This window comes from Haloarcula rara (assembly GCF_029338235.1).
Lineage (GTDB): Archaea > Halobacteriota > Halobacteria > Halobacteriales > Haloarculaceae > Haloarcula > Haloarcula rara.
Map to the genome: position 1 here is coordinate 2,256,192 of NZ_CP119785.1, position 25,231 is coordinate 2,281,422.

Annotated in this window: 26 protein-coding genes and 1 tRNA gene; 18 read left to right on the plus strand and 9 right to left on the minus strand. The window is 64.4% G+C overall.

The annotated features are described in order from the left end of the window. The first annotated feature begins 74 nt into the window (after positions 1-74). The 4 genes from P1K32_RS11980 (at position 75) to P1K32_RS11995 (ending at position 5,354) form a co-directional block, all read left to right on the plus strand. Entirely contained in the window at positions 75-728 is a 654-nt protein-coding gene (locus tag P1K32_RS11980; RefSeq protein WP_276249958.1) for an L-threonylcarbamoyladenylate synthase, read from the plus strand. Positions 729-887: 159 nt separating this feature from the next. Continuing rightward, on the plus strand, positions 888-3,113 hold the full coding sequence (locus P1K32_RS11985) for a CDC48 family AAA ATPase (RefSeq protein WP_220589164.1): 2,226 nt from the start codon (positions 888-890) through the stop codon (positions 3,111-3,113). A 590-nt stretch (positions 3,114-3,703) separates the two neighbouring features. Further along, positions 3,704-4,108: an IS200/IS605-like element ISHko3 family transposase gene (gene tnpA / locus P1K32_RS11990; protein ID WP_276249959.1), complete on the plus strand. Its 405-nt coding sequence runs from the start codon at positions 3,704-3,706 to the stop codon at positions 4,106-4,108. Between the two features lie 4 nt (positions 4,109-4,112). Beyond that, a complete protein-coding gene (locus P1K32_RS11995; protein WP_276249960.1) occupies positions 4,113-5,354 on the plus strand; it encodes an RNA-guided endonuclease InsQ/TnpB family protein in 1,242 nt (413 codons plus the stop codon). 92 nt (positions 5,355-5,446) lie between these two features. Here the strand turns inward: P1K32_RS11995 and P1K32_RS12000 are convergent, their stop codons facing one another. Continuing rightward, the gene (locus P1K32_RS12000) at positions 5,447-6,118 is read right to left on the minus strand and encodes a helix-turn-helix domain-containing protein (protein WP_276249961.1); all 672 of its coding nucleotides are present in this window, start codon (positions 6,116-6,118) and stop codon (positions 5,447-5,449) included. A 192-nt stretch (positions 6,119-6,310) separates the two neighbouring features. On the opposite strand from P1K32_RS12000, the gene P1K32_RS12005 reads away from it, so the two are divergent. Continuing rightward, complete coding sequence (locus P1K32_RS12005; protein ID WP_276249962.1) at positions 6,311-6,499, plus strand: hypothetical protein; 189 nt, start codon at positions 6,311-6,313, stop codon at positions 6,497-6,499. Positions 6,500-6,694: 195 nt separating this feature from the next. Then, the gene (locus tag P1K32_RS12010; protein WP_276252191.1) at positions 6,695-7,942 is read left to right on the plus strand and encodes an RNA-guided endonuclease InsQ/TnpB family protein; all 1,248 of its coding nucleotides are present in this window, start codon (positions 6,695-6,697) and stop codon (positions 7,940-7,942) included. Positions 7,943-8,017: 75 nt separating this feature from the next. On the opposite strand, the gene P1K32_RS12015 is transcribed toward P1K32_RS12010, so the two are convergent. Then, entirely contained in the window at positions 8,018-8,404 is a 387-nt protein-coding gene (locus P1K32_RS12015) for a cupin domain-containing protein (protein ID WP_276249963.1), read from the minus strand. A gap of 279 nt (positions 8,405-8,683) precedes the next feature. Between P1K32_RS12015 and P1K32_RS12020 the strand changes: the two genes are divergently transcribed. Further along, positions 8,684-9,286, plus strand: coding sequence for a twin-arginine translocation signal domain-containing protein (locus P1K32_RS12020; RefSeq protein WP_276249964.1), 603 nt, complete (start codon positions 8,684-8,686; stop codon positions 9,284-9,286). A gap of 43 nt (positions 9,287-9,329) precedes the next feature. Here P1K32_RS12020 and P1K32_RS12025 read toward each other — a convergent pair whose 3' ends face one another. Beyond that, entirely contained in the window at positions 9,330-9,647 is a 318-nt protein-coding gene (locus tag P1K32_RS12025; protein ID WP_276249965.1) for a hypothetical protein, read from the minus strand. Positions 9,648-9,942: 295 nt separating this feature from the next. Between P1K32_RS12025 and P1K32_RS17890 the strand changes: the two genes are divergently transcribed. Continuing rightward, on the plus strand, positions 9,943-10,215 hold the full coding sequence (locus P1K32_RS17890; RefSeq protein ID WP_473092377.1) for a DUF8106 domain-containing protein: 273 nt from the start codon (positions 9,943-9,945) through the stop codon (positions 10,213-10,215). 20 nt (positions 10,216-10,235) lie between these two features. On the opposite strand, the gene P1K32_RS12030 is transcribed toward P1K32_RS17890, so the two are convergent. Beyond that, a complete protein-coding gene (locus P1K32_RS12030) occupies positions 10,236-11,372 on the minus strand; it encodes a CBS domain-containing protein (protein ID WP_276249966.1) in 1,137 nt (378 codons plus the stop codon). 107 nt (positions 11,373-11,479) lie between these two features. On the opposite strand from P1K32_RS12030, the gene P1K32_RS12035 reads away from it, so the two are divergent. Together P1K32_RS12035 and P1K32_RS12040 are read left to right on the plus strand one after the other, a co-directional pair. Beyond that, entirely contained in the window at positions 11,480-11,779 is a 300-nt protein-coding gene (locus tag P1K32_RS12035) for a lycopene cyclase domain-containing protein (RefSeq protein WP_276249967.1), read from the plus strand. A 114-nt stretch (positions 11,780-11,893) separates the two neighbouring features. Next, positions 11,894-12,382 (plus strand): HTH domain-containing protein, encoded by a 489-nt coding sequence (locus tag P1K32_RS12040; protein WP_276249968.1) that lies wholly within the window; start codon positions 11,894-11,896, stop codon positions 12,380-12,382. On the opposite strand, the gene P1K32_RS12045 is transcribed toward P1K32_RS12040, so the two are convergent. Next, positions 12,379-12,729, minus strand: a complete 351-nt coding sequence (locus P1K32_RS12045) for a hypothetical protein (protein ID WP_276249969.1) — start codon at positions 12,727-12,729, stop codon at positions 12,379-12,381. The genes P1K32_RS12040 and P1K32_RS12045 overlap by 4 nt on opposite strands. 92 nt (positions 12,730-12,821) lie before the next feature. Between P1K32_RS12045 and P1K32_RS12050 the strand changes: the two genes are divergently transcribed. After that, entirely contained in the window at positions 12,822-13,451 is a 630-nt protein-coding gene (locus tag P1K32_RS12050; protein WP_276249970.1) for a hypothetical protein, read from the plus strand. 41 nt (positions 13,452-13,492) lie between these two features. Here the strand turns inward: P1K32_RS12050 and P1K32_RS12055 are convergent. Further along, positions 13,493-13,567: transfer RNA gene (locus tag P1K32_RS12055), tRNA-Val, on the minus strand. Positions 13,568-13,745: 178 nt separating this feature from the next. Between P1K32_RS12055 and trpD the strand changes: the two genes are divergently transcribed. The 4 genes from trpD to trpG are packed head-to-tail and all read left to right on the plus strand — an operon-like array spanning position 13,746 to position 17,624. Next, entirely contained in the window at positions 13,746-14,741 is a 996-nt protein-coding gene (gene trpD, locus P1K32_RS12060) for an anthranilate phosphoribosyltransferase (protein ID WP_276249971.1), read from the plus strand. After that, entirely contained in the window at positions 14,738-15,385 is a 648-nt protein-coding gene (locus P1K32_RS12065; RefSeq protein ID WP_276249972.1) for a phosphoribosylanthranilate isomerase, read from the plus strand. Before trpD ends, P1K32_RS12065 begins: the two co-directional genes overlap by 4 nt. After that, positions 15,382-17,010 (plus strand): anthranilate synthase component I, encoded by a 1,629-nt coding sequence (trpE, locus tag P1K32_RS12070; RefSeq protein ID WP_276249973.1) that lies wholly within the window; start codon positions 15,382-15,384, stop codon positions 17,008-17,010. The genes P1K32_RS12065 and trpE overlap by 4 nt, the downstream gene beginning before the upstream one ends. Further along, positions 17,007-17,624 carry an anthranilate synthase component II gene (trpG, locus tag P1K32_RS12075; RefSeq protein WP_276249974.1) on the plus strand — a complete coding sequence of 206 codons (618 nt, stop codon included), beginning with the start codon at positions 17,007-17,009 and terminating at the stop codon, positions 17,622-17,624. Before trpE ends, trpG begins: the two co-directional genes overlap by 4 nt. Here trpG and P1K32_RS12080 read toward each other — a convergent pair. After that, a complete protein-coding gene (locus P1K32_RS12080; protein ID WP_276249975.1) occupies positions 17,621-17,809 on the minus strand; it encodes a DUF8029 family protein in 189 nt (62 codons plus the stop codon). The genes trpG and P1K32_RS12080 overlap by 4 nt on opposite strands. A gap of 588 nt (positions 17,810-18,397) precedes the next feature. Here P1K32_RS12080 and P1K32_RS12085 point away from each other — a divergent pair. Further along, entirely contained in the window at positions 18,398-21,553 is a 3,156-nt protein-coding gene (locus P1K32_RS12085) for an adenosylcobalamin-dependent ribonucleoside-diphosphate reductase (RefSeq protein ID WP_276249976.1), read from the plus strand. A gap of 72 nt (positions 21,554-21,625) precedes the next feature. On the opposite strand, the gene P1K32_RS12090 is transcribed toward P1K32_RS12085, so the two are convergent. Next, on the minus strand, positions 21,626-21,916 hold the full coding sequence (locus tag P1K32_RS12090; protein WP_276249977.1) for a DUF7526 family protein: 291 nt from the start codon (positions 21,914-21,916) through the stop codon (positions 21,626-21,628). Positions 21,917-22,061: 145 nt separating this feature from the next. Here P1K32_RS12090 and P1K32_RS12095 point away from each other — a divergent pair, with 145 nt between their 5' ends. Further along, positions 22,062-23,378: an acyl-CoA thioester hydrolase/BAAT C-terminal domain-containing protein gene (locus P1K32_RS12095; protein WP_276249978.1), complete on the plus strand. Its 1,317-nt coding sequence runs from the start codon at positions 22,062-22,064 to the stop codon at positions 23,376-23,378. Between the two features lie 2 nt (positions 23,379-23,380). Here P1K32_RS12095 and P1K32_RS12100 read toward each other — a convergent pair whose 3' ends face one another. Next, positions 23,381-24,898 carry a molybdopterin-dependent oxidoreductase gene (locus P1K32_RS12100; RefSeq protein ID WP_276249979.1) on the minus strand — a complete coding sequence of 506 codons (1,518 nt, stop codon included), beginning with the start codon at positions 24,896-24,898 and terminating at the stop codon, positions 23,381-23,383. Positions 24,899-24,994: 96 nt separating this feature from the next. Between P1K32_RS12100 and P1K32_RS17690 the strand changes: the two genes are divergently transcribed. Next, a complete protein-coding gene (locus P1K32_RS17690) occupies positions 24,995-25,114 on the plus strand; it encodes an HVO_2523 family zinc finger protein (RefSeq protein ID WP_328763090.1) in 120 nt (39 codons plus the stop codon). Positions 25,115-25,231: the final 117 nt, after the last annotated feature.

Genomic DNA, 25,231 nt, shown 5'->3' on the forward strand with positions numbered 1-25,231 from the left:
GGCGGCAGTCGGCGTCGGTTTCTCGAAACCGGAACGAAAAACTGTTGGCCAATCTCCTATCTGGGCTACCTGAGATGTCTTCGCCCGCGCTGTCGCCGACGCCAGAGAACGTTCAGACCGTCGCCAACTGTATACGGAACGGCGGCGTTGTCGTCGCGCCCAGCGACACGAACATGGCCCTGACCGTCGCCCCCGACCAGCCCGACGCTATCGACCGCGTTTACGCCATCAAGGACCGGCCGACTCACAAGCCGTTGACGCTGTTCGTCCGGGACCCGCGCGACTGGCGCCGCTTCGCTCGCGACGACGACCCGGAGACCGTCGACGCCCTCGCCGAGGCGTTCTGGCCGGGACCGCTGAACCTGGTGCTCGAACGCGACAGTCCGGGACTGGACGACCGCTGTGCGATGGACGGCACGGTCAGCGTCAGCTGTCTGGCGAACCCGGTGTGGTGCGAACTGGCCGACGCGGTCGGCGGACCGGTCGCGATGACCTCCGCGAACCAGTCGGGGACGGTGCCTGACGACCGACTGGTCGACGTCGAGCTGGCGGCCGACCACGTCGGCGAGGCGGCCGATTACATCCTCGGGGGCGAGCCGGCGGGCACGACGCGCGCCTCGACTATCCTCTCGCTGGCAGCCGGCGAATCCGGCGAGGCACGGATGCTGCGCCGGGGCGACCTGACGGCGAGCGATATCGAGCGCGCCACGTCGCTGACTGTCGATTGACTGGCCTAGATGGCCGCGAACGGTGGGCAGGTGGCCCGAACCTGGCGAGAACGTGGCGTGTGATAGCAGTACGCATATAAACCCGTCGCTGCTCCTCGCAACCGCCGGTAGCATAAAGCATATCTCCCGGGATGACGGACCTTCTCATAGTCTCACTCTATGAACGAAGTGCAACTAGAAGTGGCGAAAGCGTACCCGAACGACTCGGGTCGTGGCATCGCCCGTCTTGACCCCGATACGTTGTTGCATCTCAAGCTCTCGCCCGGTGATATCATCGAAATCGAGGGTAGCGATACGACGGCTGCGAAGGTGTGGCGCGCGGACCGGCAGGACTGGAACACGGACACGGTGCGAATCGACGGGTTCACTCGGCAGAATGCCGACGTGGGCATCGGCGAACGCGTAACCATCCGGAAAGCGGAAGCGGAGAAGGCAGACAAGCTCGTGCTGGCACCGCCCGAGGAGGCGTCGGTACAGTTTGGCTCCGACGCCGCCGGCATGGTCAAACGCCAGATTCTGAAACGGCCGGTCGTCGAGCGCGATATCGTCCCCGTGATGAGCTCGACGAACCACCCGTTCATGCGCTCGCCCGGGCAGGCGATTCCGCTCATCGCGGTCGAGACCGAGCCGGAGGGGGTCTGTCTCATCACTGAGGACACCGAAGTAGAGCTTCGAGAAGAGCCCATCTCGGGCTTCGAGAAGACCGGCGGCGGCATCACCTACGAGGACATCGGCGGGCTCCAGAACGAGATTCAGCGGGTCCGCGAGATGGTCGAGCTGCCGATGAAACACCCCCAGATATTCAAGAAACTCGGCATCGAGCCGCCCCAGGGGGTCCTGCTGCACGGTCCACCGGGCACCGGGAAAACCTTACTTGCCAAGGCGGTCGCCAACGAGACCTCCGCCAGTTTCTTCTCTATCGCCGGGCCGGAGATTATCTCGAAGTACTACGGCGAGTCCGAACAGCAGTTACGCGAGATATTCGAGGACGCCAGCGAGGAGTCCCCGGCTATCATCTTCATCGACGAACTGGACTCCATCGCGCCCAAGCGCGAGGACGTCACCGGCGAGGTCGAACGTCGCGTCGTCGCCCAGCTGCTGACGATGATGGACGGGCTGGAATCCCGTGGCCAGGTCATCGTCATCGCCGCGACGAACCGTGTCGACAGTGTCGACCCCGCGCTGCGTCGCCCGGGCCGGTTCGATCGCGAAATCGAAATCGGCGTGCCAGACGAGGTCGGCCGCGAGGAGATCCTCCAGATTCACACCCGCGGGATGCCCCTCTCGGACGACGTCACCCTCTCGAAGCTGGCGACCGACACCCACGGCTTCGTCGGCGCCGACATCGAGAGTCTGACCAAGGAGGCGGCGATGAAGGCGCTGCGCCGGTACCTCCCCGAGATAGACTTAGACGAGGAGGACATCCCGCCCAGTCTCATCGACCGGATGATAATCAAACGGGAGGACTTCAAGGGCGCGCTCAACGAGGTCTCCCCGTCGGCGATGCGGGAGGTGCTGGTCGAGCTGCCGAAGATGTCATGGGACAGCGTCGGCGGCCTCAACGAGGCCAAAGAGCAGGTCCAGGAGGCCGTCGAGTGGCCGATGAGCTCCCCGGAGAAGTTCGAGCGCATGGGCGTCACGCCGCCTTCTGGCGTGTTGCTCTACGGCCCACCGGGCACCGGCAAGACCCTGATGGCGAAAGCCGTCGCCAACGAGACCGACGCCAACTTCATCTCGGTGCGTGGGCCGCAGCTACTCTCCAAGTGGGTCGGCGAATCGGAGAAGGCCATCCGCCAGACCTTCCGCAAGGCCCGCCAGGTCGCCCCGACCATCATCTTCTTCGACGAGCTCGACTCCCTGGCGCCGGGCCGGGGCGGTGAGATGGGGTCGAACGTCTCCGAGCGCGTCGTCAACCAGCTCCTGACGGAGCTCGACGGTCTAGAGGAGATGGAGGACGTCATGGTCATCGGCGCGACCAACCGTCCCGACATGATAGACCCGGCGCTCATCCGCTCGGGCCGGTTCGACCGCCTCGTCATGATCGGCGAGCCCGACGTCGACGGCCGCGAGCAGATTCTGCGCATCCACACGGACGACACGCCGCTGGCCCCCGACGTGAGCCTGCGCGAGCTGGCCGAACGCTCCAGTGGATTCGTCGGTTCGGACCTCGAATCCATCACCCGCGAGGCGGCCATCGAGGCCCTGCGCGAGTCCGACGACGCCGAGGAAGTCGAGATGCGTCACTTCCGTCAGGCCATGGAGAGCGTCCGGCCGACGATTACCGACGACATCCGCGACTACTACGAGCAGATGCAAGAGGAGTTCAAGGGCGGCTCCAGCCCGCAGCGCCAGCCCGGCGGCAGCGGTCGCATCGGCTTCCAGTGAACCTTTTACTTCGTCGGGTTCGCGCCTGACGGCGCGAACTACTCTCTGCTCACGGCGACGGAGTCGCCGTTCGCACGGTCAGCGGGACCTCCGGTCCCGCTCGACTCGCAAAACGTTCATGAAAACGCGGGAATCTCACTGACTCACGGCGCTTTGCGCCGTTCGTCTCTCGCGGTCGCAAGCGACCGCGCATCGTTCGATTCCCGTGAAACGGCGGCTACGCCGTCGTATGCTCACTTCGACAGCCCTGCCCTTCCCCGTCCTCGCGAGCGAAGCGAGCGAGGGCTCGTCAGAGCGGCGCTCTGACGGTGGTGAGCGCGACAGAGCGCGCTCACGGCCTACAGCCCGCGAAAGCTGCAGCGACGGATTCGGATTGCTGGGTCGGCTGTCTGGCAGTGTTTCCTTTAGCAGAGATTAGCTGAATTGAGGCGCTAAGCCCCCTTCCTCAGCGAGCGCCGACCGAAGGGTAGACGCGAGCAGGGAGGGGATACAGCGCCGCACAGTTTTCTTGCACGATTCGGTGGCAGGCTCACAGGCCCACGCAACCACAACGTTTTTTCAGTAGGGTAGCAGAGTATTGGGTGAACCCAATGGAGTACGACCTCGACTCGGGAGCGCACTCAACGTATTCTCTGCACTACCACCTGATACTCACCACGAAGTATCGGCGCGGAGTGCTAACCGAGGAGCGAACCCAATTCATTCGCGGGGTCATCAGCGGGTTCACGGACAACTACGGTGTCGAACTGACGAACCTCGACGGCGAGGACGACCATGTACACATCCTGTTCCGAGCGAAGCCGACCACAGACCTTGTGAAGTTCATCAACACGGTCAAGGGCGCGACCGCCCGCCGTATCCGCAACGAGTACGCGGATGAACTGAAGACCGAACTGTGGGGAGACTCGTTCTGGAACGACTCGTACTGCCTCATCTCGACGGGGCAGGTGTCGCTGGATGTGCTGAAACAGTACGTCGAGGACCAACGCGAGTAGCGTCATGTACTACGCCTACAAGTACCGTCTCACGCCATCCGACGCCCACCGTGAGGAGTTGGACCGCCACCGAGACATTTGTAGGCAACTCTACAACCACGCGCTCTACCGACTCAACGAGTACCAAGACGAACACGGTGAACTGCCGTCTATGACCACCCTACGGTCGGAATTGCCCGACCTCAAGAAATGGTGGGACAGTCTCTCTGACGTGTACTCGAAGGTTCTCCAAACCGTCGTGGAACGCCTGTTCGACAACCTCAAAGGGCTCTCCAAGCTCAAGGAGAACGGCTACGGCGTCGGTCAACTCAAGTGGAAGCCGCCACGGGAGTTCCGCAGTTTCACGTACAGTCAGTCTGGCTTCAAGCTCGACAAGAAGGGCGGCCAGACTGTGCTGTCACTCTCGAAACTCGCGGACATACCGATTCGGCTTCACCGCGCCATCCCCGACGACGCCAAACTCAAGCAGGTAACGCTCAAGAAGGAGCCGACGGGCGAGTGGTTCGCCACGTTCGGGGTCCAAATGGACCGAGAACCTCCTGAGCCGCCTAAGAATCCCGAGAACTGCGTCGGTATCGACGTGGGGATTCTCAAGTATGCCCACGACACGGACGGAACCGCCGTGGGGTCGCTCGACCTCTCCGCCGAACGGGAACGCTTGGAGCGCGAGCAACGGAAACTCTCGCGGAAGCAACACGGGTCAAACAACTACGAGAAGCAACGCCGACGAGTCGCGGAGTGTCACGCGGACCTCCGACGTAAGCGCCGTGATTTCTTGCACAAACTCTCGGCGTACTACGCACGAAAGTACGACCTCGTGGCGGTCGAAGACCTGAACGTGAAGGGGATAATGGAGTCGCCGTCGAACAGCCGCAACACGGCGTCGGCGGCGTGGCGAACGTTCCTCTCGTTGCTCGAATACAAGTGCAAGCGAGAGGGGGCGCACTTCGTGGCGGTCAACCCGAGAGGGACGACCAAGGAGTGCGCGTCCTGTGGCGTTTGGACGGAGAAGCCGCTGTGGGTCCGTGAACACTCCTGTCCTGCCTGTGGTTTCGAGGCGGACAGGGACGCGAATGCGGCGTGGAACATTCTTTCTCGCGGCCTCAAAGATGTAGGAGTGGGACACTCCGAATCAACGCCTGTGGAGACTGCGCTCCCTGTGGATACGTCCGTATCTGCAAAGCGCGTCGTGGAAGCAGGAAGCCCTACCCTCAAGGAGCGAACGGCGTCAGCCGTGAGCGAGTAGGGTAGGGTAGTTCACTTCTGGCTGTTTGAACTCCAAATCTCCGAACTAAACACGACCGGCTCCCCTCGCAGCAACCGCTCCGAGAGCCGACGCTACTCCTCTGGCTCGGACTCGGCTTCCATGGCGGCGACCAGCGAGTTATCCACGAGCGTGAGAATCGCACGCCGCAGCCGCTCGGTGACCGCCTGGTCCGAGATGCCGAACTCCTCGGCCAGGTCCTTCGTCGACACCCGCCGCGGAATCGAGTAGTACCCGCCCTCGACTGCCCGTACCAGGGCCTCCCGCTGTGGCTGTGTGAGCCCGTAGAACGGGCCGCTTTCGGGTCGGGACGGGTTGTAGATGCGGTCGATCTCGACGAGGACGTTCCGCGCCGAACAGTGCTCGCGGAACGCCTCCAGGGTCTCGTAGGTGGGGAACCGAAGCTCGAACGCCCAGGTGTCGGGCCCGCCCGTCGCGGAGAGGATGGTTGCCCCGGTCTCGGCGATGCTCCGAAAGAAGGAGTCCGCGCCCACCTCCCAGTCCAGGGCATACAGGATACTGTCGTCGTGTTCGCTGACCGCGGTGATGCTGGTCACGGAGTCGTGGGCCCGGACGTTCGCTTCGAAGGTCGACGCGACGGTCCCGTGGACGGAGAAGAAGGGCACTGCTTTCTCGCCCAGCGGGACGAGTGTCTCGAGTTTGATGCTGGCGCCCTCCGTCATATCGAGTATCTGACCCAGTTCGAAGGTGCCAGCGGGAATCCGCAGATGCGCGAGGACAGCCATTACCCTGCTTAAGGGTGCCTGTCATGTAAATATCGCTCGCTTGGGACACCGTCGCCCGAAGCGTAACTTGGCACACCATGCTTAACGACAGTTCTTTTACCCCACGCACCAACTGGTAGCTATACTGCAAGCCGCCGGAGTCTGGTCCGTTTCTGACGATGCGACCGCGTCACGGGCGGACGACAACCAGCCATGACAGGAGATATCAACAGCGCCGCAGAGTTCGAGTCCGCCCTCGCGGACATCGTCGAATCGGCTATCGAGAACAACGTCGACGTCCGCGGCTCCTGGGAGTTCGAGACGGAGGGCTCGACTCACTACTGGGAGCTCAACGTCGTCGAACTGGCACGGGAATCCGACAAAGCGGACGAGACCGACTGACTGCGGTCCCGTCTGGAACCACCCGCTCGCCGGAAGGCGACCCCTTCAGCATTTTCGAGGTGGAGTCTCAGGCCTCAAGGAGCGAACGAAGGGAGCGAGTAGGCCGGAGAGGAAACCGACACGGAACGACGCAACCGGCATACTGCGACAGGGCGACTCCCGAATATATAAGTACCGTCGATTACTCTCTGAAGTATAGACGTGCGTCGAACCGCCGTCGTGAAGCTCGCCGTATCCGACGAGCAACGGGACGCACTCCACCGAACCGCCGAGCAATACCTGTACTGCGCGAACCGAACCGCCGACTACTGTTGGTCGGACACCTCCTACACCAAGTGTAAGACCAACAAGCGGGAGGTTCGTGACGCACTCTACTCCGAACTCCGAGAGGAGACGGACCTACAGGCACAACTCGTCCAAGCCGCCATTTGTCGTGCTGTCGAAGCCGTCAAATCATGTGTCGGGCGCTGGAAGAAAGGACAGAGAGTCTCCCGTCCCACGTTCACCGTCGAAACGATGGACTACGACACGCGAAGCGCGACGTTCTACCGCAACAAGGTGTCGCTGGCAACTGTCGAGGGTCGGGTCGAACCCTCGTTCATCCTCCCGGCAGACAGCCCGACACCCTACGAGCGGTACGTGCTCTCTGAGCACTACGAGTTCCGCGAGAGTACACTTCGGTACGACGCGGTGGACGACGAGTTCTACCTCAACATCTCGACCCGGCGGACAGACGGCGACGACGAGGTTCCGGCAGATACCGGGCACCCCGACCAAACGGTCCTCGGTATCGACCTCGGCGTCAACAGCCTCGCCGTCTCCTCAACCGGCACGTTCTGGCAGGCCGACGACTACGACCACTGGTGCCGTGAGTTCGAGAAGCGACGTGGAGAGATGCAACAGCGCGGCACCCAAGCCGCGCACAACGCCCTGTGTCGACTCGGGAAGCGAGAAGACGCATGGCGGAAACAGTACATCCACACCGTCGCCAACGAGATTGTCACGGAAGCCGTCGAACACGACTGCGACGTAATCGCGTTCGAGGACTTGACCGACATTCGAGAGCGACTTCCGCACGCGAAGTGGCACCACGTTTGGGCGTTCCGACGCCTCTACGAGTACGTCTGCTACAAAGCGCCCGAACAGGGCGTCTCCGTGGAGCAGGTCGAACCGAACCACACGTCTCAACGCTGTTCTCGGATGGACTGTGGGTTCACGCACGAGGACAACCGCCACGGAGAACACTTTGAGTGTCAGAAGTGCGGCTACGAGGTGAACGCGGATTACAACGGCGCGAAGAACATCGGGCTACGGTACGCTCGAAAGCGAACACACAGACTCCGCTCCTCGCCCAAGTCGGGGAGCGGAGACGCACCAGTAGACGTGCGTCTGAATGGTGGGACGTTGAACGGCAAGAGTCACCGGCAGATTGCTGGAGACTGATTGCCGGGAGTCCACATCAAAGCCACACCCTCAAGGACCGAGGCGCGTAGCGCCGAGGGAGTAGGGTGGGGTAGTTTACGACTCCATCTGCTCGCCCATGTGGTCGAAGACGTCCCGGTGGTCCTCCTGCGGGCTGAACAGGACGACCTCGGTGTCTCGCTCGGCCCAGGCGGTGTGGCCCGGCGGCCAGTAGACCACGTCACCGCCGCGGTCGGTCTCCTCGCCCCCATCGACGTAGGAAATGGTTATTTCGCCCTCGATGACGTAGCCCCAGTGGGGGACCGGACAGTGGTCGTCCGGGAGCCCTTCAAGCAGCGGAGAGATGTCAGTTCCGGCGGAAAAGTGCATATGTTCGGCACTCAGCGTGGTGTCAGCGGGGAGTTCGCCGAAGTCCATCTGCTGCTGGACTACGGCGTCCGGTGTCTCCATCAGTGTCGGGAGTTCTTCTTTTGTCGTGTGCATCGAACGTCACCAACGGTACCGTACAGCATGGCCAGGTAAAGCTGGGTAGTACCAACTGCTGGTCGGTGCCGCGGCCGGTGCGTGCCCGATACTCCAGTGGCAACTGCAAACGGACTACAGCGGACCTCCAGCGACGGATGTCCGGGGAGTGAAACGCTTTACCCCGTCGTCACCGGGGCTGCATTGCCCGCCACGCGGCGGGGCGCCGATTGCAGGGCCGCAACTGCAGGGCCAGTCCTTACGCCCGGAAATCCGCTACGAAGGGTCGGAGGACTAATTATGACCGACGACAGCAGCGAGACACTGCTCGACCGTATCGACGACTCCCGACGGGACTTCATGAAGAAAGGCGCGCTCGCCACGGGGGCCCTCGCGCTCGGGGCGTCCGGCACCGCCGCTGCACAGGAGGACGACGACGGCGTCTTCGGCGACGGGTGGGAGGCCCTCGTCTTCATCGACAACTTCCATCCCAACGCCCGGTTCACGTTCGTCTCCGGCGTCGTCGACTGGGTCCCGAACTACGGGGACGTCCGGGACACCTTCTTCACTGACTACAACACCTACCACATCCGGTGGCTGAACACCGACGAGGTCGTCCCGCTGTTCGTCGCCGAGGACGCTCCTATCGGGGAGTACGACGAGGACCTCGGGTTCATCCCGGACGAGGACGACGACGCGGACCAGCCACAGCTCTACGAGATGGAGCGCGAATGGTCGCCCTTCGGCGACAACGAGCGCCTTATCGAGGTCGACGCCAGTCCCGTCGACGAGGACGAGGAGGACCAGATTCTCGAGAACGAGGACTGGTGGCAGCCCACGGACGACGACGGTGGGGGAACGAACGGCGCGCCGACCGACGACAACACGACGAACGGCACGTGACGCTCACGCCGTTTCGACCGACGACTGGCCGAGGCCGTCTCGGCTAGAGCACCCGCAGCCGATACCCCTCGATAGCCGTCTCGTCGGCCACGCGTCCGGTTTCGACCGCGGTGTCGACGATGTCAGCGACGAAAGCCTTCGGGACCTCGACGCTGATGAAATCCGTCTCGCCGGGGACGGTCAGGCGGGCCATCGTCCGTTCGGTGCCGTCGTCGTTGTAGATGCTTCCGACCTTCTCGCCGTCCCGCAGGAACCGAAGCGTCACGTCCGTCGCGTCGAGCCGGTCGAAACTGACCTCGAAGACCATCTGGTCGTCCTCGATACGAGCGAGCAGTCGGCCGTCGTGTTCTGTGACCAACATGAAAGGCCGTTGGAACTGACGACGTATAGGCGCCCTGCCCCTGTTATCTCATGCCGACACCGTTCCTATATAGCGCTATATTCTGACTGAACGTTCCTGAACTAGCTCGATTTATATCCCGAAAAACATTTTTCACGGTAGAAACGGAACACCCGGTACAGTATGCAACTCGACCCGTCCGCGGTCGGTGGTGCCGTGGCCGCCGACCAGTTGGTTCCTCTCGCACCTGTGGCGCCGGTCGCCGTCGACCCGGCCGCCACCGCATCGTGAACGAGGTGACGCCCTCCCCACTCCAATGACTCCTGATACCCCAACAGCCGATAGTGTGCCGAAAGCCACGCTCTTCTGTCCGGAGTGTAGCCACAGCAGTCGGTACGACGGTGATTGGACGCGAACCAGAAGCGGCAACACCGTTCACTACCTGTGTCCGGACTGTCATACGGAGATTACGAGCCGTCCGGCGCCGGCCGAACCGACGGCGGCCCCTGTCACCGAGCTCTGGACCCGCTGGACCGACACCGTCCAGATGCTCCAGCGCGTCTGGCTGCAAATGTTTTTCCGGGCCTGAAACGACCGGTCAGGGCGCGACTACAGCTCGCCCAGCTTCCGCAGCAGCTGCCCGCGGTACTCCTCGTCGGCCTGGACGCCCTTGCGTTCGAGGACGTTGCGCTCTAGCTTGTCGAGTGCGACGTTGAACGCCATCTCGGCGCCGTACCCCTCGCCGGAGCCGGCGGCCTGGCCCTTGTTGGTCCGGAGGCGAATCTGGCACTGGATGAGCGGGGTGCCACGGAGCTTCTCCTTGTGCTCGTGGAAGCGGACGTGTGCGTGCTGGACCTGCATGGCCTGGTACTTGTCGGCCACGCTGCTGATGTCCTCGCGGATGTCCGCCCGGGAGATGGTGTCCAGCAGGGAGATGTTCGTAATCTGGACGTCCATGTGGTCCTCCTCGGTGTAGGTCAGCGCCCGGAGCACGTCGGTCTTGGTGACGATACCGATGACGTGGTCCACGTCGTCGGTCACCACGAGGCCGGCGAAGTCGTGTTCCAGCATCCGGGACACGGCATCGCGCACCGAGTCGCTCGGGTCGGCCGTCTCGACCGGGCTGTTCATGATGTCGTAGACGGGCATATCGAGCACCCGCTCTATCTCGCCCGAGCGGTCGCCGCGGGTGGCCTTGTTCATGTCCCGGACCACGACGTCGACGATGTCGTGGCGGGTGACCATCCCGGTGAGGCCCTCGGTGTCATCGAGCACCGGGAGCCGGGAGATGCTGTGTTTCCGCAGGAGGTTGACGACCTGGCCGACGTTGGTGTCCTCTCGGACGGTGATGACGTCCTCCGTGTAGATCTGCTCGATGGTCAGGGCGTCGAGGTTCTCGAGAACTGCTTCCAGGATGGCGTCCTCGGTGATGATGCCCCACAGCTCTTCGCCCTGGAACACCGGCGCGACTTTGGTCCCGCCTTCCACGAGGACACGGGCGACCTTGCGCACGTCGGCCGTCCGCTCGACCTTGGGCGCCGAGCGGACCATCGCCCCTGCCTTCGCGTCGTCCTCGACGTGGGACTGCACCAACTGCTTCTGCGTGATGATGCCGACGTACTCACCGTCTTCCGTGACGATGATGCCTTTCGGGTTCTCCCGCTCGAAGATAGCGCGGACCTTCCCGAGCCGCTTGTTGGCGTCGACCTCGACAAACTCTCTCGTGGCAATGTCAGAAATATCCATCGTGGTTCCCAGACGGAGATAGTGCGTGAAGGGTTATCAAGGTTGGTTTAGTTCCCATCGCGTGGGGCCGGGGACAACGTTTAGGATGGTCGAGCCCTCTGTGGGATATGCTCCCCGACATCGGCGTGTTCGGTCCTTACACCTACCTCGTGACGGAAGTCGTCTGGGGGACCGTCGCACTGGCGCTCCTGTGGCGGGCCGACGCCCTGCGGCCGGCCGGAAAGACCATCGTCGCGCTCTACCCCATCGCGTACGTCTGGGACTGGTATACCCTCGAAGTCGGCGTCTTCGCCATCCAGCTGCGGACCGGCATCGACCTGCTGGGCATTCCTATCGAGGAACACATCTTCATGGTCGTCGTTCCCGCCCTGGTCATCGGCCTGCACGAGACTCTCCACGGCGAGTAATGGAGCCGTCCGCTGGCCTTTCCCGGTCAAGTTCTAGGTGATTATATCCTCCCGGGAGGTCCATACACTCCCCACCGAACGTATATGTAGTCCTATCTGCATATCTCGGATACCATGAATCAGACCGAACCCCACGTCGAACTGTACGTCCGGTCGATGCTCCCCGACGGCGCCGGCTCGCGCCAGGAGGCCGTCATCGACAAACTCGACGAACTGGAGCGGCGCGAGGAGATAGCGGGCTACAACGTCGTCGTCTGGGGCAAGCAAATCGCCCCCGAGTCGGCGGCCGCCAACACGGAGGCAGGGCGGTACATCCTCAACCGCGTCGCCGAGTTCAAGCAGTGGGCGCTCTCGAACAACGTCTCGCTTGAGTCGTTCTACCAGCGGACCTCGGTCGATTCCGAGGTGACCGAGTCGGCGTACGATGCGATGGTCCTCCCGGTGATGGGGCTGGCCGAGTACGACGGGAACGAACTGGCACACGTCGCACCGTGTACCCGCGGCGAGGCCGTCCACACTATCACTGACCGACTGGAGCGACTGGAAGCCGGCGAACCGTCCGCGCTCGACCAGCAGCCGGTGACCCCGATTTCGTCCGACTAGGCGTCGAGCGACCGGGCGTAGGCGCCGACGTCTTCGTCCTCGGACAGCAACGCTATCACGTCGTCGCTCGCGACGGCGAGCTCGTAGGCCGGGCGCCCCTTCCCGACTGCGTCCTCCGTCTCCGCCTTCGCGAGCAGGTTCGCCTCGGTCAGGTTCCCCAGCGCCGAGATGACCTCCCGGCGCTCGATGCCGCCGAAGGGCGGGCGGTCGAGCTCGTCCATGCGCGCCTTGGCCGTCTCGGTCACGTCGTAGGAGTGGGCCGGCGTCTCCCCCTCTTCCGACAGCTCGGCGACGGACAGCAGGACGAACTGTTCGAACGACTGGACCGAACCGAGTGCATCGTTCATACATATAAGTTCACTGGCCGGTGTAAGAAGCTACTGAAACTGACCGGAATTGCGGGACTTGATACGGGAAGGCGGTCCCAGACCGCCCCGAGATGGACCGTCGCTACAGGGACGTCGACTTTCTGCGGCGCCGGTACGCCGATGCGGACCAATCAGCGGGCGACATCGCCGACGACTGTGGCGTGACCAAATCGACGATATCCCACTGGCTCTCCCGACACGGTATCACCGATGGGGCTGCCTACGAGCGAACTCAGTGCGACAACTGCGGCGACTACTTCCGGTATGCCTCCTCGCTCCGTGCTGGCACCTACTGCTCGAACGCCTGTGCCAACGACCAGCGCAAGCGACAGGTCGCGGTCGAGTGTGCGGGCTGTGGTGAGACCTTCCAGCGACGGGCCTCTCTCGATACGGAGTACTGTTCTATCGGGTGTTGGGGCCAGGAAATCCGCACCGAGGGCGATTTCTACTGCGGTATCTGGAACGAACAGCGACGGAAAGCACTCGAACACGATGAGTTTCAGTGCGTCGAGTGCGGAATCAGCAACAGCGAACACAACGCCCAGTTCGGTCACGAACTCGATGTCCACCACCGCGTTCCTGTCCGACAGTTTGCCAAGTGGGACTGTCCTATCAGAGACGCTCACGTATTACGGAATCTTGTCACGTACTGTAGAACCCATCTCCCAGACGCGCCTGGGAGTACTACAGAGCCCGAATGACGTGAAATCTCTCACGGATTTTGTGTTGGGGATTTGAAAAATGGGTTCGGGCGGATTTGAACCGCCGGCCTCCTCCATGTCAAGGAGGTGTCATAACCGACCTAGACCACGAACCCTCGCTGCCTCGTGCAACTCTTTCTTGCCGGGGGGTATAATTGAAGGTTTCGAATTCCGGACCCGCACGGCGTCTGTTGATTCGGCACACACGACGGTGAGCAAGATGGCACCCCGATAGGCTTAAGTCAGTGTGCAGATTTGTACATTATAACACGAAAAAGACCATTGGTGACCACTATGCAGGATTACATCGAGCGCGTTACTGACGGCGAGGACCTGACACAGGACGAGGCACGCGCGGTCGCGACGCTCGTCTTCGAGGACGCCACCGAGGCCCAGATAGGGGCGCTGCTGTCGGCGCTGCGGGCCAAGGGCGAGACCGAGGCCGAAATCGCGGGCTTCGCCCAGGGGATGCGCGACGCGGCCCGGACCATCCAGCCCGACCGCGAGGGGCTGGTCGACACCTGTGGGACGGGCGGGGACGACTACAACACCATCAACGTCTCGACGACGAGCGCCATCGTCGCGGCGGGGGCGGGCGTCCCCGTCGCGAAACACGGTAACTACTCGGTCTCCTCGTCGTCGGGCAGCGCCGACGTGCTGGAGGTCGCCGGGGTCGACGTCGACGCGGAACCGCCGGCCGTCGAGGAGCGCATCGAACGGGACGGTATCGGGTTCATGCTCGCGCCCGTCTTCCACCCGGCGATGAAGGCCGTCATCGGCCCGCGCAAGGAACTGGGGATGCGGACCGTCTTCAACATCCTCGGGCCGCTGACGAACCCCGCCGGGGCCCACGCGCAGGTGCTCGGGGTGTACGACCCCGACCTCGTGCCCGTCCTGGCCGAGGCGCTGGCCCGGCTGGACACCGAGCGGGCCCTCGTCGTCCACGGGAGCGGGCTGGACGAGATAGCTATCCACGACGAGACCACCGTCGCGGAGGTCACCGGCGACTCCATCTCGGAGTACACCATCACGCCGGCGGACATGGGGCTGGAACAGCACGCCATCGGCGCCGTCGCCGGCGGCTCGCCGGAGGCAAACGCCGAGGACCTCCGGGGTATCGTCTCCGGTGAGGTCACCGGCGCCAAGCGGGACATCATCCTCGCGAACGCGGGCGCGGCCATCTACGTCGCCGGCGTCGCCGACAGCCACGAGGCGGGCGTCGAGCACGCCCGAGAGGCCATCGAGTCGGGCGACGCCGCCGCGAAGCTGGAGGACCTGATCGGGGAATGACGCGCGTGAAAATCTGTGGCGTGACAGCGGAGGCGGACCGAGACGCCGTCGTCGCGGCCGGCGCGGACGCCGTCGGTGTCATCCACGGCGTCCCGGTCGAGACGCCCCGCGAAGTCGGGGCGGACACCGCCGAGTCACTCGTCGCCGGCGTGCCCCCGTTCGTGACGAGCGTGCTGGTGACGATGCCGACGACGGTCCAGGAGGCGGTCAAGCGTGTCGACGAGATCGAGCCCGACACCGTACAGATTCACGACGGGCTGGCACCCGCGGAGCTGGGCGCGCTGGCCCGGCGTGTCACCCAGCAGATAGTCGCCGCTGTCGACGCCGAGGCCGACGATATCGCCGAGTACGCCGACCACGCCGACGCACTGCTGGTAGACTCGGTCGACGACGAGGGTGCGGGTGGTACCGGCGAGACCCACGACTGGGAGCGCACGCGCGAGGTCGTTGCCTCACTCGACGTCCCCGTGGTTCTGGCCGGCGGGCTCACGCCCGACAACGTCGCCGAGGCCGTTCGAACTGTCCAGCCGTTCGCCGTCGACACCGCGAGCGGGGTCGAGGAACGCGGCGGCGTGAAAGACCACGACGCGGTCCGGCGCTTCGTCGCGAACGCGGCGAACACCGACGGGGAGGTATCGGCGTGACCCTCGATATCTCCCGCGAGGAGTTCCTCGAGCACGCCGAGACAGACCGACCGGTCGTGGTCCGGGCCGCGGCCGACCTCGACGTCGACCTCGAACCGCTGTCGGCCTACGCCGCGCTCTCGGGGCGAACGAGCGACGCCACCGAGAGCGACTACACCTTCCTGCTGGAGAGCGCAGAGAAGGTCGCCTCCAGCGACCCGGACGGGGCCTTCGCCCCCGAGACGGACGACCGCCACGCCCGCTTTTCCTTCGTCGGCTACGACCCGCGAGCGCTCGTCACCGTCACCGGCGAGGAAAGCGAGGTCGAGGTCTTCGACGACCGCTACGCCGACCTCGTGGCCACCGACGGCGGCGACGTCGTCGACGACCTCCGGGCGGCGATGCCCGACGTCGAACTGCGCGGGTTCCCCGAGATGGACCGCCAGCATCTCGACGGCGGGCTGGTGGGCTTTCTGGCCTACGACGCCGTTTACGACCTCTGGCTCGACGAGGTCGGGATGGAGCGACCCGACTCCCGGTTCCCGGACGCGCAGTTCGTCCTGACCACCTCGACGCTGCGCTTTGACCACGCCGAGGAGCGGGTCGAACTCGTGTTCACGCCGGTCGTCCGCGCCGACGAGGACGCCGGCGAGCGCTACGACGAGCTAGTGGCGGAGGCCGACCGTGTCGAGACGGCCCTCTCGACGGCCGAGACGCTCTCGACCGGCGGCTTCACTCGCGAGGCCGAGGTGGCCGGGCCGAGAGACGAGTACGAGGACGCCGTCAGGACGGCCAAGGAGTACGTCCTCTCGGGGGACATCTACCAGGGCGTCATCTCCCGGACTCGGGAGCTGTACGGCGATGTCGACCCGCTGGGGCTGTACGCGGCGCTGCGGGAGGTCAACCCCTCGCCGTACATGTATCTGCTCGGCCACGACGACCTGAGCATCGTCGGCGCGAGCCCGGAGACGCTGGTCTCGGTGGCCGGCGACCGCGTGGTCTCGAACCCCATCGCGGGCACGTGCCCACGAGGGAACTCGCCCGTCGAGGACCGACGGCTCGCCGGCGAGATGCTCGCCGACGGGAAAGAGCGGGCCGAACACACGATGCTCGTCGACCTGGCGCGCAACGACGTCCGGCGGGTCGCCGAGGCCGGCTCCGTTCGGGTCGAGGAGTTCATGAACGTCCTCAAGTACAGCCACGTCCAGCACATCGAGTCCACGGTGACGGGGACGCTGGCGCCGGAGAAAGACGCCTTCGACGCCGCGCGCGCGACGTTCCCGGCCGGGACCCTTTCGGGGGCGCCCAAGATTCGCGCGATGGAGATAATCGACGAGCTGGAGCGCTCGCCAAGGGGACCCTACGGCGGTGGCGTCGGCTACTTCGACTGGGGCGGTGACACCGACTTCGCCATTGTCATCCGCTCGGCGACGGTCGAGGAAGGCGTTTCACTGCCCGACGGCACCGGGAGCCACGACCGCATCACTGTCCAGGCCGGTGCCGGTATCGTCGCGGATTCGGACCCAGAGAGCGAGTACGTCGAGACCGAACAGAAGATGGACGGCGTGCTGGCGGCCGTCGAGCGCATCGAGCGCGAGGGCGAGGCGGTTGAACCCACCGCTGGCGGCGCGGAGGTGGAGCGATGAGCGCCGACGCTGCGAGTGAGACGACGGGGGACCAGCCCCGCGTCCTCTTCATCGACAACTTCGACTCCTTTACCTACAATCTCGTCGAGTACGTCTCCGAGCACGCCGAGACCGAGGTCGTCCGGAACACGGCCTCCCTGGCGGACGTGCGGGCCTTTGACCCCGACGCCATCGTCATCTCGCCGGGGCCGGGCCACCCGAAGAACGACCGCGACGTGGGCGTGACGATGGATGTGCTCCGCGAGATAAGCCCCGACACGCCGACGCTGGGCGTCTGTCTGGGCCTGGAAGCGGCTGTCTACGCCTACGGCGGCACCGTGGGCCGCGCACCCGAGCCAATCCACGGGAAAGCGTTCCCCATCGACCACGACGGCGAGGGCGTCTTCGCCGGGCTGGAACAGGGGTTACAAGGCGGGCGCTACCACTCGCTGGTCGCGACCGAAGTGCCCGAGGTGTTCGAGGTGTCGGCCACGACGACAACGGAGGAGGGGACCGAGCTGGTGATGGGCGTCCGCCACCGCGAGTACCCCATCGAGGCCGTCCAGTTCCACCCCGAGTCCGTGCTGACGGCCGTCGGTCACGACGTCATCGAGAACTTCCTCGCCGGGCTCTAGAGCACGCCGAAGCCGAGCAGGCTCAACAGCCACAGCACCGAGACGACGATGATGCCGATGATGACGAGCCGCCACGCGATTTTCATCACCAGGCGGCCGACGAGCAGGACGACGGCGATCAGGACGAGTCCGACGAGCAGTGACTCGAGTGTGCCGAACCCACCGAGTTGCAATAGGGCGAACATACGTTCTATGACACACAGCGGACACAAATACTTCGTGGCTTCGACAGCGGTAGCATCAACGTTCAGCTGGTTGAAACGAACTTGAGATGGCGTGCTCCGACTCCCCACGCTCACGCCGTCTAGCGAGTTGTTGCCCGCCGCTGCTGGGGCGCATCGCAAGACGGCGGTGGTATGCTCCAATAATCGCCGGACGGCGTCACGTCTGACGCGGATTGTGGCCGTCTATATCGGGGCCCAGTCGCCGACAATCTCCACCTGAAACCCCCGCTCGTTTCTACTGGATTTCTCGCTCCTATCAGGCGGTTAGTGGGGTTCCGATTTCACTTTCACTGCGGTCTACTCACCATTAAGAAGTTATCGCCGTTGCTAGTGCTCGTACACGAGCAGTCCGTACCGTGCCGTCGGCATCGCTCACAACCACCGTAGCATCGTCTATCTGATAACTACGGAACCTGACACGAAACTGAGAAAGCAAGCGTTATACCGCATCCATGAATACCTATTCGCCGCCAGAAATGACCGGAACTCGGAACACATCACAACGGAACATCGGCCGCCAGCGGGTCGCAACAGTGGGGAGGACGACGGATGAGTGACGCGGAGCTCACCGCCGACGACCTCACGCTACCCATCAAGCGCACCGAGGGGGACACCCTCGAAGACCGGCTGACAGGAAACGCCTACCACAACATCCTGCCCGCACGTTACCTCCGCAAGGACTCGAACGGAGACCTCGTCGAAGACCCCGAGGACCTCTTCGAGCGCGTCGCGAAGAACATCGCCCTTGCCGAGGCCGTTTTCGAGGCCGGCAAGCAGGACCTCGAAATCGCGGTCACGCCCGACCAGCTCAAACCCGACCACCCGCGCCGGGACGAGCTCGCTGCCGAAGTCTTCGGCAAGGGAACGACCGCTCAGGACGACGCCGAGACGACGCTGTCGGTGTACAACGTCAACAAGTTCGCCTACGACACCGTCGTCCCGGAGCTGCCCGACGCCGTCCGGGACCACGTCGAGGAGACCGCCGACTCCTTCAAGGACCAGATGGAGTCGCTGTCCTTCATGCCGAACTCGCCGACGCTGATGAACGCCGGCGACGAGCTCCAGCAGCTCTCCGCGTGTTTCGTCGACTCGCCGGCCGACGACATCGACGACATCCACCAGACCGCCAAGGAGGCCGCCCAGGTGTTCCAGTCCGGTGGCGGGATGGGCTATGCGTTCTGGAAACTGCGCCCGTACGGCGACCCCGTCGGCTCGACCGGCGGCATCGCCTCCGGGCCCATCACGTTCATGCGGACCTACGACCAGATGTGTGAGACCATCGCCCAGGGCGGTGCCCGCCGTGGCGCCCAGATGGGTGTCATGCGTGTCTCGCACCCGGACGTCATCCAGTTCATCCACGCCAAGAACAAGGACGTCTCCCTGGCCGAGACCCTGCGCCTGAACGACCCCGACGACTTCACGCACAACTCCTTCGCCGAAGCGCTCGAAGAGGCCCGCGAACTCATCGACGACGAGGGCAAGGTTCCCAAACACCTCCGCAACGCCGTCGAGGGCCACCTCTCGAATTTCAACATCTCGGTGGGTATCACCGACGACTTCATGGAGGCCTACAAGAACGGCGAGGAGTTCACCTTCACCAACCCGCGCACCGAAGAGCCCCACATCGCCACCGCCGAGACCAAGGAGCTGTACTCGATGTTCGACCTCGGCGAGCACGTCGAGGTCGGCGAGGAGCTCTCCATTCCCGCCGAGAAGCTCTTCGAGCGCATCGTCCAGGGCGCCCACGAGAACGGCGAACCGGGCGTCATCTACCTCGAGCGGGTGAACAAGGAGCACTCCTTCGACGTCGAGGAACACCCCGACCACCAGATTCTCGCCACCAACCCCTGTGGCGAGCAGCCCCTGGAGGAGTACGAGGCCTGTAACCTCGGCCACATCAACCTCTCGACGCTCGCCTCGTTCGACGCCCCGGACTACCGCGTCTGGGCCGACGAGCACGCCGACGAGTACGACTCCCAGGAGGAAGCCATCTCGGCGTTCCTCGACGAAGCGCTGGACATGGCGGAGCTCGACCACCGCATCGAGCTCGGGACCCGCTTCCTCGAGAACGTCGTCACGATGTCTGACTTCCCGGTCGAGAAGATAGAGCAGAAGGTCCGCGAGATGCGGAAAATCGGCCTGGGTATCATGGGACTGGCCCAGCTGTACATCCAGCTCGGCGTCGAGTACGGCTCGCCCGAGGCCAACGAGATCGCCCGTCAGGTGATGCGCCACATCAACCACGGCTCGAAGAAAGCCAGCCGCGAACTCGCTGAGGACCGCGGCGTCTTCGAGGAGTGGGACAACTCCAAGTACGCGAACCCGACGGAGTACCGCGAGTGGTTCGAGAAACAGACCGGCGAGGACGCCGACGACTGGGCCGAAGGCTTCCCCATCCGGAACCACAACACGACGACCATCGCGCCCACCGGCACCACGTCGATGATTGGCAACACCACCGGCGGGTGTGAGCCCATCTACAACGTCGCCTACTACAAAAACGTCTCCGACGACGTCCAGGGCGACGAGATGCTCGTCGAGTTCGACGACTACTTCCTCCGGGCTCTGGAGGAGAACGACATCGACGTCGAGGCCGTCAAGGAAGAGGCCCAGGAGCAGATGGCCAACAACGAGTTCGACGGCGTCGACGGGCTGACCACCGTCCCGGACGCCATCGGCGAGCTGTTCGTCACCACCGGCGACCTCTCGGCGCGTGACCACGCCGGCATCCAGGTCGCCTGCCAGGAGGGCGTCGACTCCGCTATCTCGAAGACCGTCAACGCCCCGAACGACTCGACTATCGAGGACGCCGCCGAGGTGTTCCAGTACATCTACGACCACGGCGGGAAGGGCGTCACCTACTACCGCGACGGCACCCGAAGCAAGCAGGTGCTGACCACCCGTGCCCAGAACACCGAGTTCTCGGACATGGACACCGAGGAACTGGTCGCCCAGCTGGAAGATATGTTCGGCGGTATCGAGGGCTTCCTCGAGGACGACGCGGTCCAGGCCGCACTGGAGGACTCCGTCGAGGGGATGCTGTCGGTCGCCGACGGCGAACAGAGCGAGTTCGCCCGCAAGCGCTCGCGTCCCGACGTGCTCCACGGCGTCACCCAGCGCATCGACACCGGCTACGGGAAACTCTACGTCAACATCAACGAGGACCCCGAGGCCGAGCGACCGTTCGAGCTGTTCGCCAACATCGGCAACTCCGGTGGCTTTACCGCCTCCTTCACCGAGGCGCTGGCAAAGACCATCTCGACGGCGCTCCGTTCGGGCGTCGACCCCGAGGAGATTGCCGACGAGCTACAGGGTATCCGGTCGCCGAAGGTCGCCTGGGACAAGGGCGAGCAGATTCAGTCCATCCCGGACGCCATCGGCACGGCCCTGCGTCGCTACCTCGACGGCGACGTCGACAAGGCCTACCCGCAGCAGGTCACCCTCGAAGAGACCGCCGAAGAGGAGGAGGCCCGCGAGCAGTCCGCCTCCCACCAGACCGATGGCGGGCCACAGGCCGGCGACGCGAGCGTCGACGCCAACGTCCAGACCGACGCTGGCCCGCAGGCTGATGCGGGCACTGACAGCGCCCAGCAGGACCTCATCGACGCCGGCGAGAGCCCGGAGTGTCCCGAGTGTAGCTCGATGTCGCTGTACTACTCGGAAGGCTGCAAGACCTGCGAGTCCTGTGGCTGGTCCGAGTGCTGACGTAGCGACAACAACTACCGCCGCGGCCACCTGGAGCGTGTGACACCGGAGCCACCTTTCACCGCCCGCGTTCTACTCTATTTCGATGACCTCGTAGACGCCGTCCACAGTCGTGAAATCGACCGTCGCCTCGATTTCGGCGCCTTCCTCGGCCCCCTCGTCCGAGACGAGGGTCACCGGCGTGATGGGGTCGCGTTTGAAGAAGGCGACTAGCCGCTCGAAGAACGAGGGCACGCCGCCCTCCCGGCAGACGAGGAGATACCGCGAGTCGGCGAGTTCAGCCACGGTCCCGTCGAGTTCGTAGTCGTCGTGTTCGTCGGGTTCGACGACGTGGATGACCTCGCCCGTTATCTCTCTGGGCATACGCTCCGATTGGTGTCGAGGCGGATGGGTGTTACTGGTTCCGGACGACAGACCACTCGTCGCAACTGTTGTGTCGACGGTCGCCGAAGATTTCCTCCAGACAGAACGCGGAATTTTAATCCATGACCCAGTTTGAACGACAGTTATGGGTCCCACCATTTCGGTCTCTCCGGAGTCACCACTCCTCGACGAGGAACTCACTATCCGCGGTACAGGCTTCGAGCCCGGCGAACGTGTCAGGCTGGTCGCCGAGTTCGAGGTGCTCTGGGGTCAGTTTCGCGGGGAGGCGACGTTCGAGACGGACGAGAGCGGCCACATCGACCTGACCGAACAGGCGCCAGTCGCGGGCGACTACGAGGGTGTCCGCCCGATGGGGCTTGTCGAGTTCGCCGAACTGGTCGAACGGGCGGACGACGGCCCGGGCGCGATTGCGGACAGTCACCGGCTCACAGTGCGGGCCGAGCGTAACGGCGATACAGTCGCCGAGTCGTTCGTCCAGCGCCGAGCGCTCGATTCGCAGGTAGACACTCTCACCGTCGAAGACGAGCACGAGGAATTCGTCGGTGACCTGTATCTCCCGTCGGGTGACGGCCCGCATCCGGGTGTCGTCGTGCTGGGCGGGTCAGGCGGTGGCGTCCCCGCGGGGCCGCGTGCCAAACTGCTGGCGTCGCAAGGGTACGCCGTACTGGCGCTCGCGTACTTCCAGCGGGCCGGCAGCACGGACTCCGACCGCGATGACGAACACCTCCCCGAAGAGCTCATCGAGGTACCTATCGAGTATACACAAGGGGCTATCGAGTGGTTCCGCGACCACGACCGCGTCCAGTCGGTACCGGTTGGAGTGGTCGGTACCTCGCGGGGGAGCGAACTCGCCTACCTGCTGGGCGCACGAGTGAGTTCGGTCCGGACCGTCGTCGGCTACGTTCCAAGCGGTGTGCTGTTCGAGGGCATCTCCTTCAATGGCAACAGCGGTCCAGCGTGGGTGGCCGACGGTGACCCGATTCCGCACGTCGACTACCGGTTCAAGCGGCGGTACTATCTCGCTGCACTCTGGCACGTGCTCCGCGGGAAACCGGTCCCCATCGAGATAACGTACCGTGGTGGCCTGGCGGATGCCGACGCCGACACAGTCGAGGCCGCGACGGTTCCAGTCGAGAACATCGGTGGACCGGTGCTGTCGCTGGCTGGGGGCGACGACGCCATGTGGCCCTCTGACGAACTCGGTGCGAAAGCCGTCGAGCGACTCGAAGGACAGGAGTACGACCATTTCCACGACCACGTCGTCTATCCCGACGCCGGCCACAGTATCCTGGTGCCGTATCTCCCTGTCAGGGGGCGTGAGTCCACCCCGGTCTTCCCGCGATTTTCCTTTGCGATGGGTGGAAGACCAGCGGGATACGCCGAGGCGGATGTCGACTCGTGGCAGCGTGTCCTTGAAACACTGGAACGTGGACTTGGCTAGTCTTACGACTCGAACTCCTTCGAGACCCATCCCGAGGGCCCGGTCGGTGCGGGGTCGGTCTCCTCGCTCGTCTGGACGTTCCCGTCGCGGTCGACCATCCGGACCACGACCGTATGCGTCGAGCCGGGCGGGTCGTAGCTGTACTGCCACTGGCGCCAGGCATCTGCTGCGGGGCCGTCGCCGTCGGCGGCGGGCAGCGGGTCCGAGAGGGTCGCCTCGGACCACGACGAGCCGCCGTCGGTCGACACCTCGACCGTCGAGACCCCTCGGAGGCCGCCGTAGGCGTGGCCGGCGAGCTGGCGCTGGTCGTCGTCGAGCATTGTGTCGTGTTTCAGTGTCGCGGTGGGTTTGACCGAGCCGGTCCCCTCCCAGCCGCGCTGTTCCCAGTAGCCGTCGACCTCGCGGTTCAGGAACTCGATCTCCGTGAGCCACTTCGTGTTGACCTCGCCCCAGTGGCCCGGAATCACGGCGCGGACGGGGTAGCCGTGGCCCCGGGGCAACAGATTGCCGTTCATGCCGTAGACGGCCAGCCCGCGGTCGAACGCCTCCAGGGGGAACTCCACCTCGTAGCCGTCTTCGGCCTTGAGAAACACACAGTCACAGTCGCTCTGGGGGCCGGCCTCCTCGACGAGACGCCGGAGCGGGACGCCGGTCCAGAGGGCGGTGTCTATCTTGTCGCCGTTTAGCTGGTCGCCGACACAGCGAAGCGTCGAGAACTGGTTCACGGCGTCCATCTGCTTGAGGTCCTCGTAGCTGAAGCTTGCCTCGGACTCGACGGCGCCCGTTATCGAGAGGGTGTAGTCCTCGGCCGTCGGGTTGGGGTCGATGGAGTTGATGTCGACCTCGAAGAAGTTCTCGCTCACGAGCGGCTCGATGCCGTCGATATCGAAGGAGTTGCCCTCGGCGGTGTCGAGTTTCGCCTGGAGGTCCTCGTTGTCCACGCCCTCGGCGTCCAGCGGCGGGGCCGTCTCGCCCATCGAACGCTGTCGCTGGCCGACACTGACACCGACTGCGGTGGCGCCCAGCGCGACCCCGACCGTCGAGAGGGCCTGTCGGCGTTTCGAGGATATCGGGTCCGTACTGCCTCGATAGGCGTCGAACGCCTGGGCGAGCGCGACGACGGCGACTGCCGGGACGACCGGCCCCACTGCGGGGACGAGCGTCCGGGTGACGGCGGCGGTGACGAGCCAGGTGACCACCGCCGTCCCGACGGTCGGGAGCAGGCGGTTGTTGGTCTCGCGGCCGGCGAGGACGGCGGCGGTGATGCCCGCAGTAAACAGGAGCCAGGTCAGGGCGAGGGCCGTGGCCAGGTTCAGCTGCTGGCCGAGGCTGCCCAGATAGGTGATGGCGACCGTGACGACCTCTCCCGGCATCGTCCGCGAGAGCGTCCGCTCGATAGGCGAGGCGACGAACGTCGGCGTGTAGCCGGTCGCGGCGTAGGAGCCGGCGACGCCGGCGGCCCCGGCGGCGAGACCGACCAGCAGTTGCCCGCCGCGACTGTCGAGCAGCGCGTCGTTCACGGCTAGGGCTTGGCAAACCGTCTCAAAAGGTATTTTTCCAACACTGTTCCAATTTCGTCCCAAAGAGGGATATGGGGGTGGCCCGTTCGCCGTCGTATGAGCGACGACGCCGGCCGGCCCTGCCCGCTGTGTGACCGGTCGATGTACCATCGACACTGCAAGTACGTCTGCCCGGAACACGGCGTCGTCTACGACTGCGCCGATACGTTCTACTGAGACGGACTTCCGTAGCGAGTTCCCGGCGTATGCCGACCCCGGAGCCGGCAGATAGCGGAACGAATCTACGAGAACCCGACGACCGGCCACGGCCCTGTGGCAGTCGCCACACTCCGG

Bases quoted from the DNA above. Each gene is read 5' to 3' on its own strand.
- trpG (WP_276249974.1), top strand. From the start codon at position 17,007: ATGAGCGCCGACGCTGCGAGTGAGACGACGGGGGACCAGCCCCGCGTC.
- P1K32_RS11980 (WP_276249958.1), top strand. From the start codon at position 75: ATGTCTTCGCCCGCGCTGTCGCCGACGCCAGAGAACGTTCAGACCGTC.
- tnpA (WP_276249959.1), top strand. From the start codon at position 3,704: ATGGAGTACGACCTCGACTCGGGAGCGCACTCAACGTATTCTCTGCAC.
- P1K32_RS12035 (WP_276249967.1), top strand. From the start codon at position 11,480: ATGCTCCCCGACATCGGCGTGTTCGGTCCTTACACCTACCTCGTGACG.
- P1K32_RS17890 (WP_473092377.1), top strand. From the start codon at position 9,943: ATGACTCCTGATACCCCAACAGCCGATAGTGTGCCGAAAGCCACGCTC.
- P1K32_RS12000 (WP_276249961.1), bottom strand. From the start codon at position 6,118: ATGGCTGTCCTCGCGCATCTGCGGATTCCCGCTGGCACCTTCGAACTG.
- P1K32_RS11985 (WP_220589164.1), top strand. From the start codon at position 888: ATGAACGAAGTGCAACTAGAAGTGGCGAAAGCGTACCCGAACGACTCG.
- P1K32_RS11995 (WP_276249960.1), top strand. From the start codon at position 4,113: ATGTACTACGCCTACAAGTACCGTCTCACGCCATCCGACGCCCACCGT.
- P1K32_RS12045 (WP_276249969.1), bottom strand. From the start codon at position 12,729: ATGAACGATGCACTCGGTTCGGTCCAGTCGTTCGAACAGTTCGTCCTG.
- P1K32_RS12095 (WP_276249978.1), top strand. From the start codon at position 22,062: ATGGGTCCCACCATTTCGGTCTCTCCGGAGTCACCACTCCTCGACGAG.
- P1K32_RS12040 (WP_276249968.1), top strand. From the start codon at position 11,894: ATGAATCAGACCGAACCCCACGTCGAACTGTACGTCCGGTCGATGCTC.
- P1K32_RS12080 (WP_276249975.1), bottom strand. From the start codon at position 17,809: ATGTTCGCCCTATTGCAACTCGGTGGGTTCGGCACACTCGAGTCACTG.
- P1K32_RS12065 (WP_276249972.1), top strand. From the start codon at position 14,738: ATGACGCGCGTGAAAATCTGTGGCGTGACAGCGGAGGCGGACCGAGAC.
- trpD (WP_276249971.1), top strand. From the start codon at position 13,746: ATGCAGGATTACATCGAGCGCGTTACTGACGGCGAGGACCTGACACAG.
- P1K32_RS12085 (WP_276249976.1), top strand. From the start codon at position 18,398: ATGAGTGACGCGGAGCTCACCGCCGACGACCTCACGCTACCCATCAAG.
- P1K32_RS12090 (WP_276249977.1), bottom strand. From the start codon at position 21,916: ATGCCCAGAGAGATAACGGGCGAGGTCATCCACGTCGTCGAACCCGAC.
- P1K32_RS12025 (WP_276249965.1), bottom strand. From the start codon at position 9,647: ATGTTGGTCACAGAACACGACGGCCGACTGCTCGCTCGTATCGAGGAC.
- P1K32_RS12020 (WP_276249964.1), top strand. From the start codon at position 8,684: ATGACCGACGACAGCAGCGAGACACTGCTCGACCGTATCGACGACTCC.
- P1K32_RS12015 (WP_276249963.1), bottom strand. From the start codon at position 8,404: ATGCACACGACAAAAGAAGAACTCCCGACACTGATGGAGACACCGGAC.
- P1K32_RS17690 (WP_328763090.1), top strand. From the start codon at position 24,995: ATGAGCGACGACGCCGGCCGGCCCTGCCCGCTGTGTGACCGGTCGATG.
- P1K32_RS12005 (WP_276249962.1), top strand. From the start codon at position 6,311: ATGACAGGAGATATCAACAGCGCCGCAGAGTTCGAGTCCGCCCTCGCG.
- P1K32_RS12030 (WP_276249966.1), bottom strand. From the start codon at position 11,372: ATGGATATTTCTGACATTGCCACGAGAGAGTTTGTCGAGGTCGACGCC.
- P1K32_RS12050 (WP_276249970.1), top strand. From the start codon at position 12,822: ATGGACCGTCGCTACAGGGACGTCGACTTTCTGCGGCGCCGGTACGCC.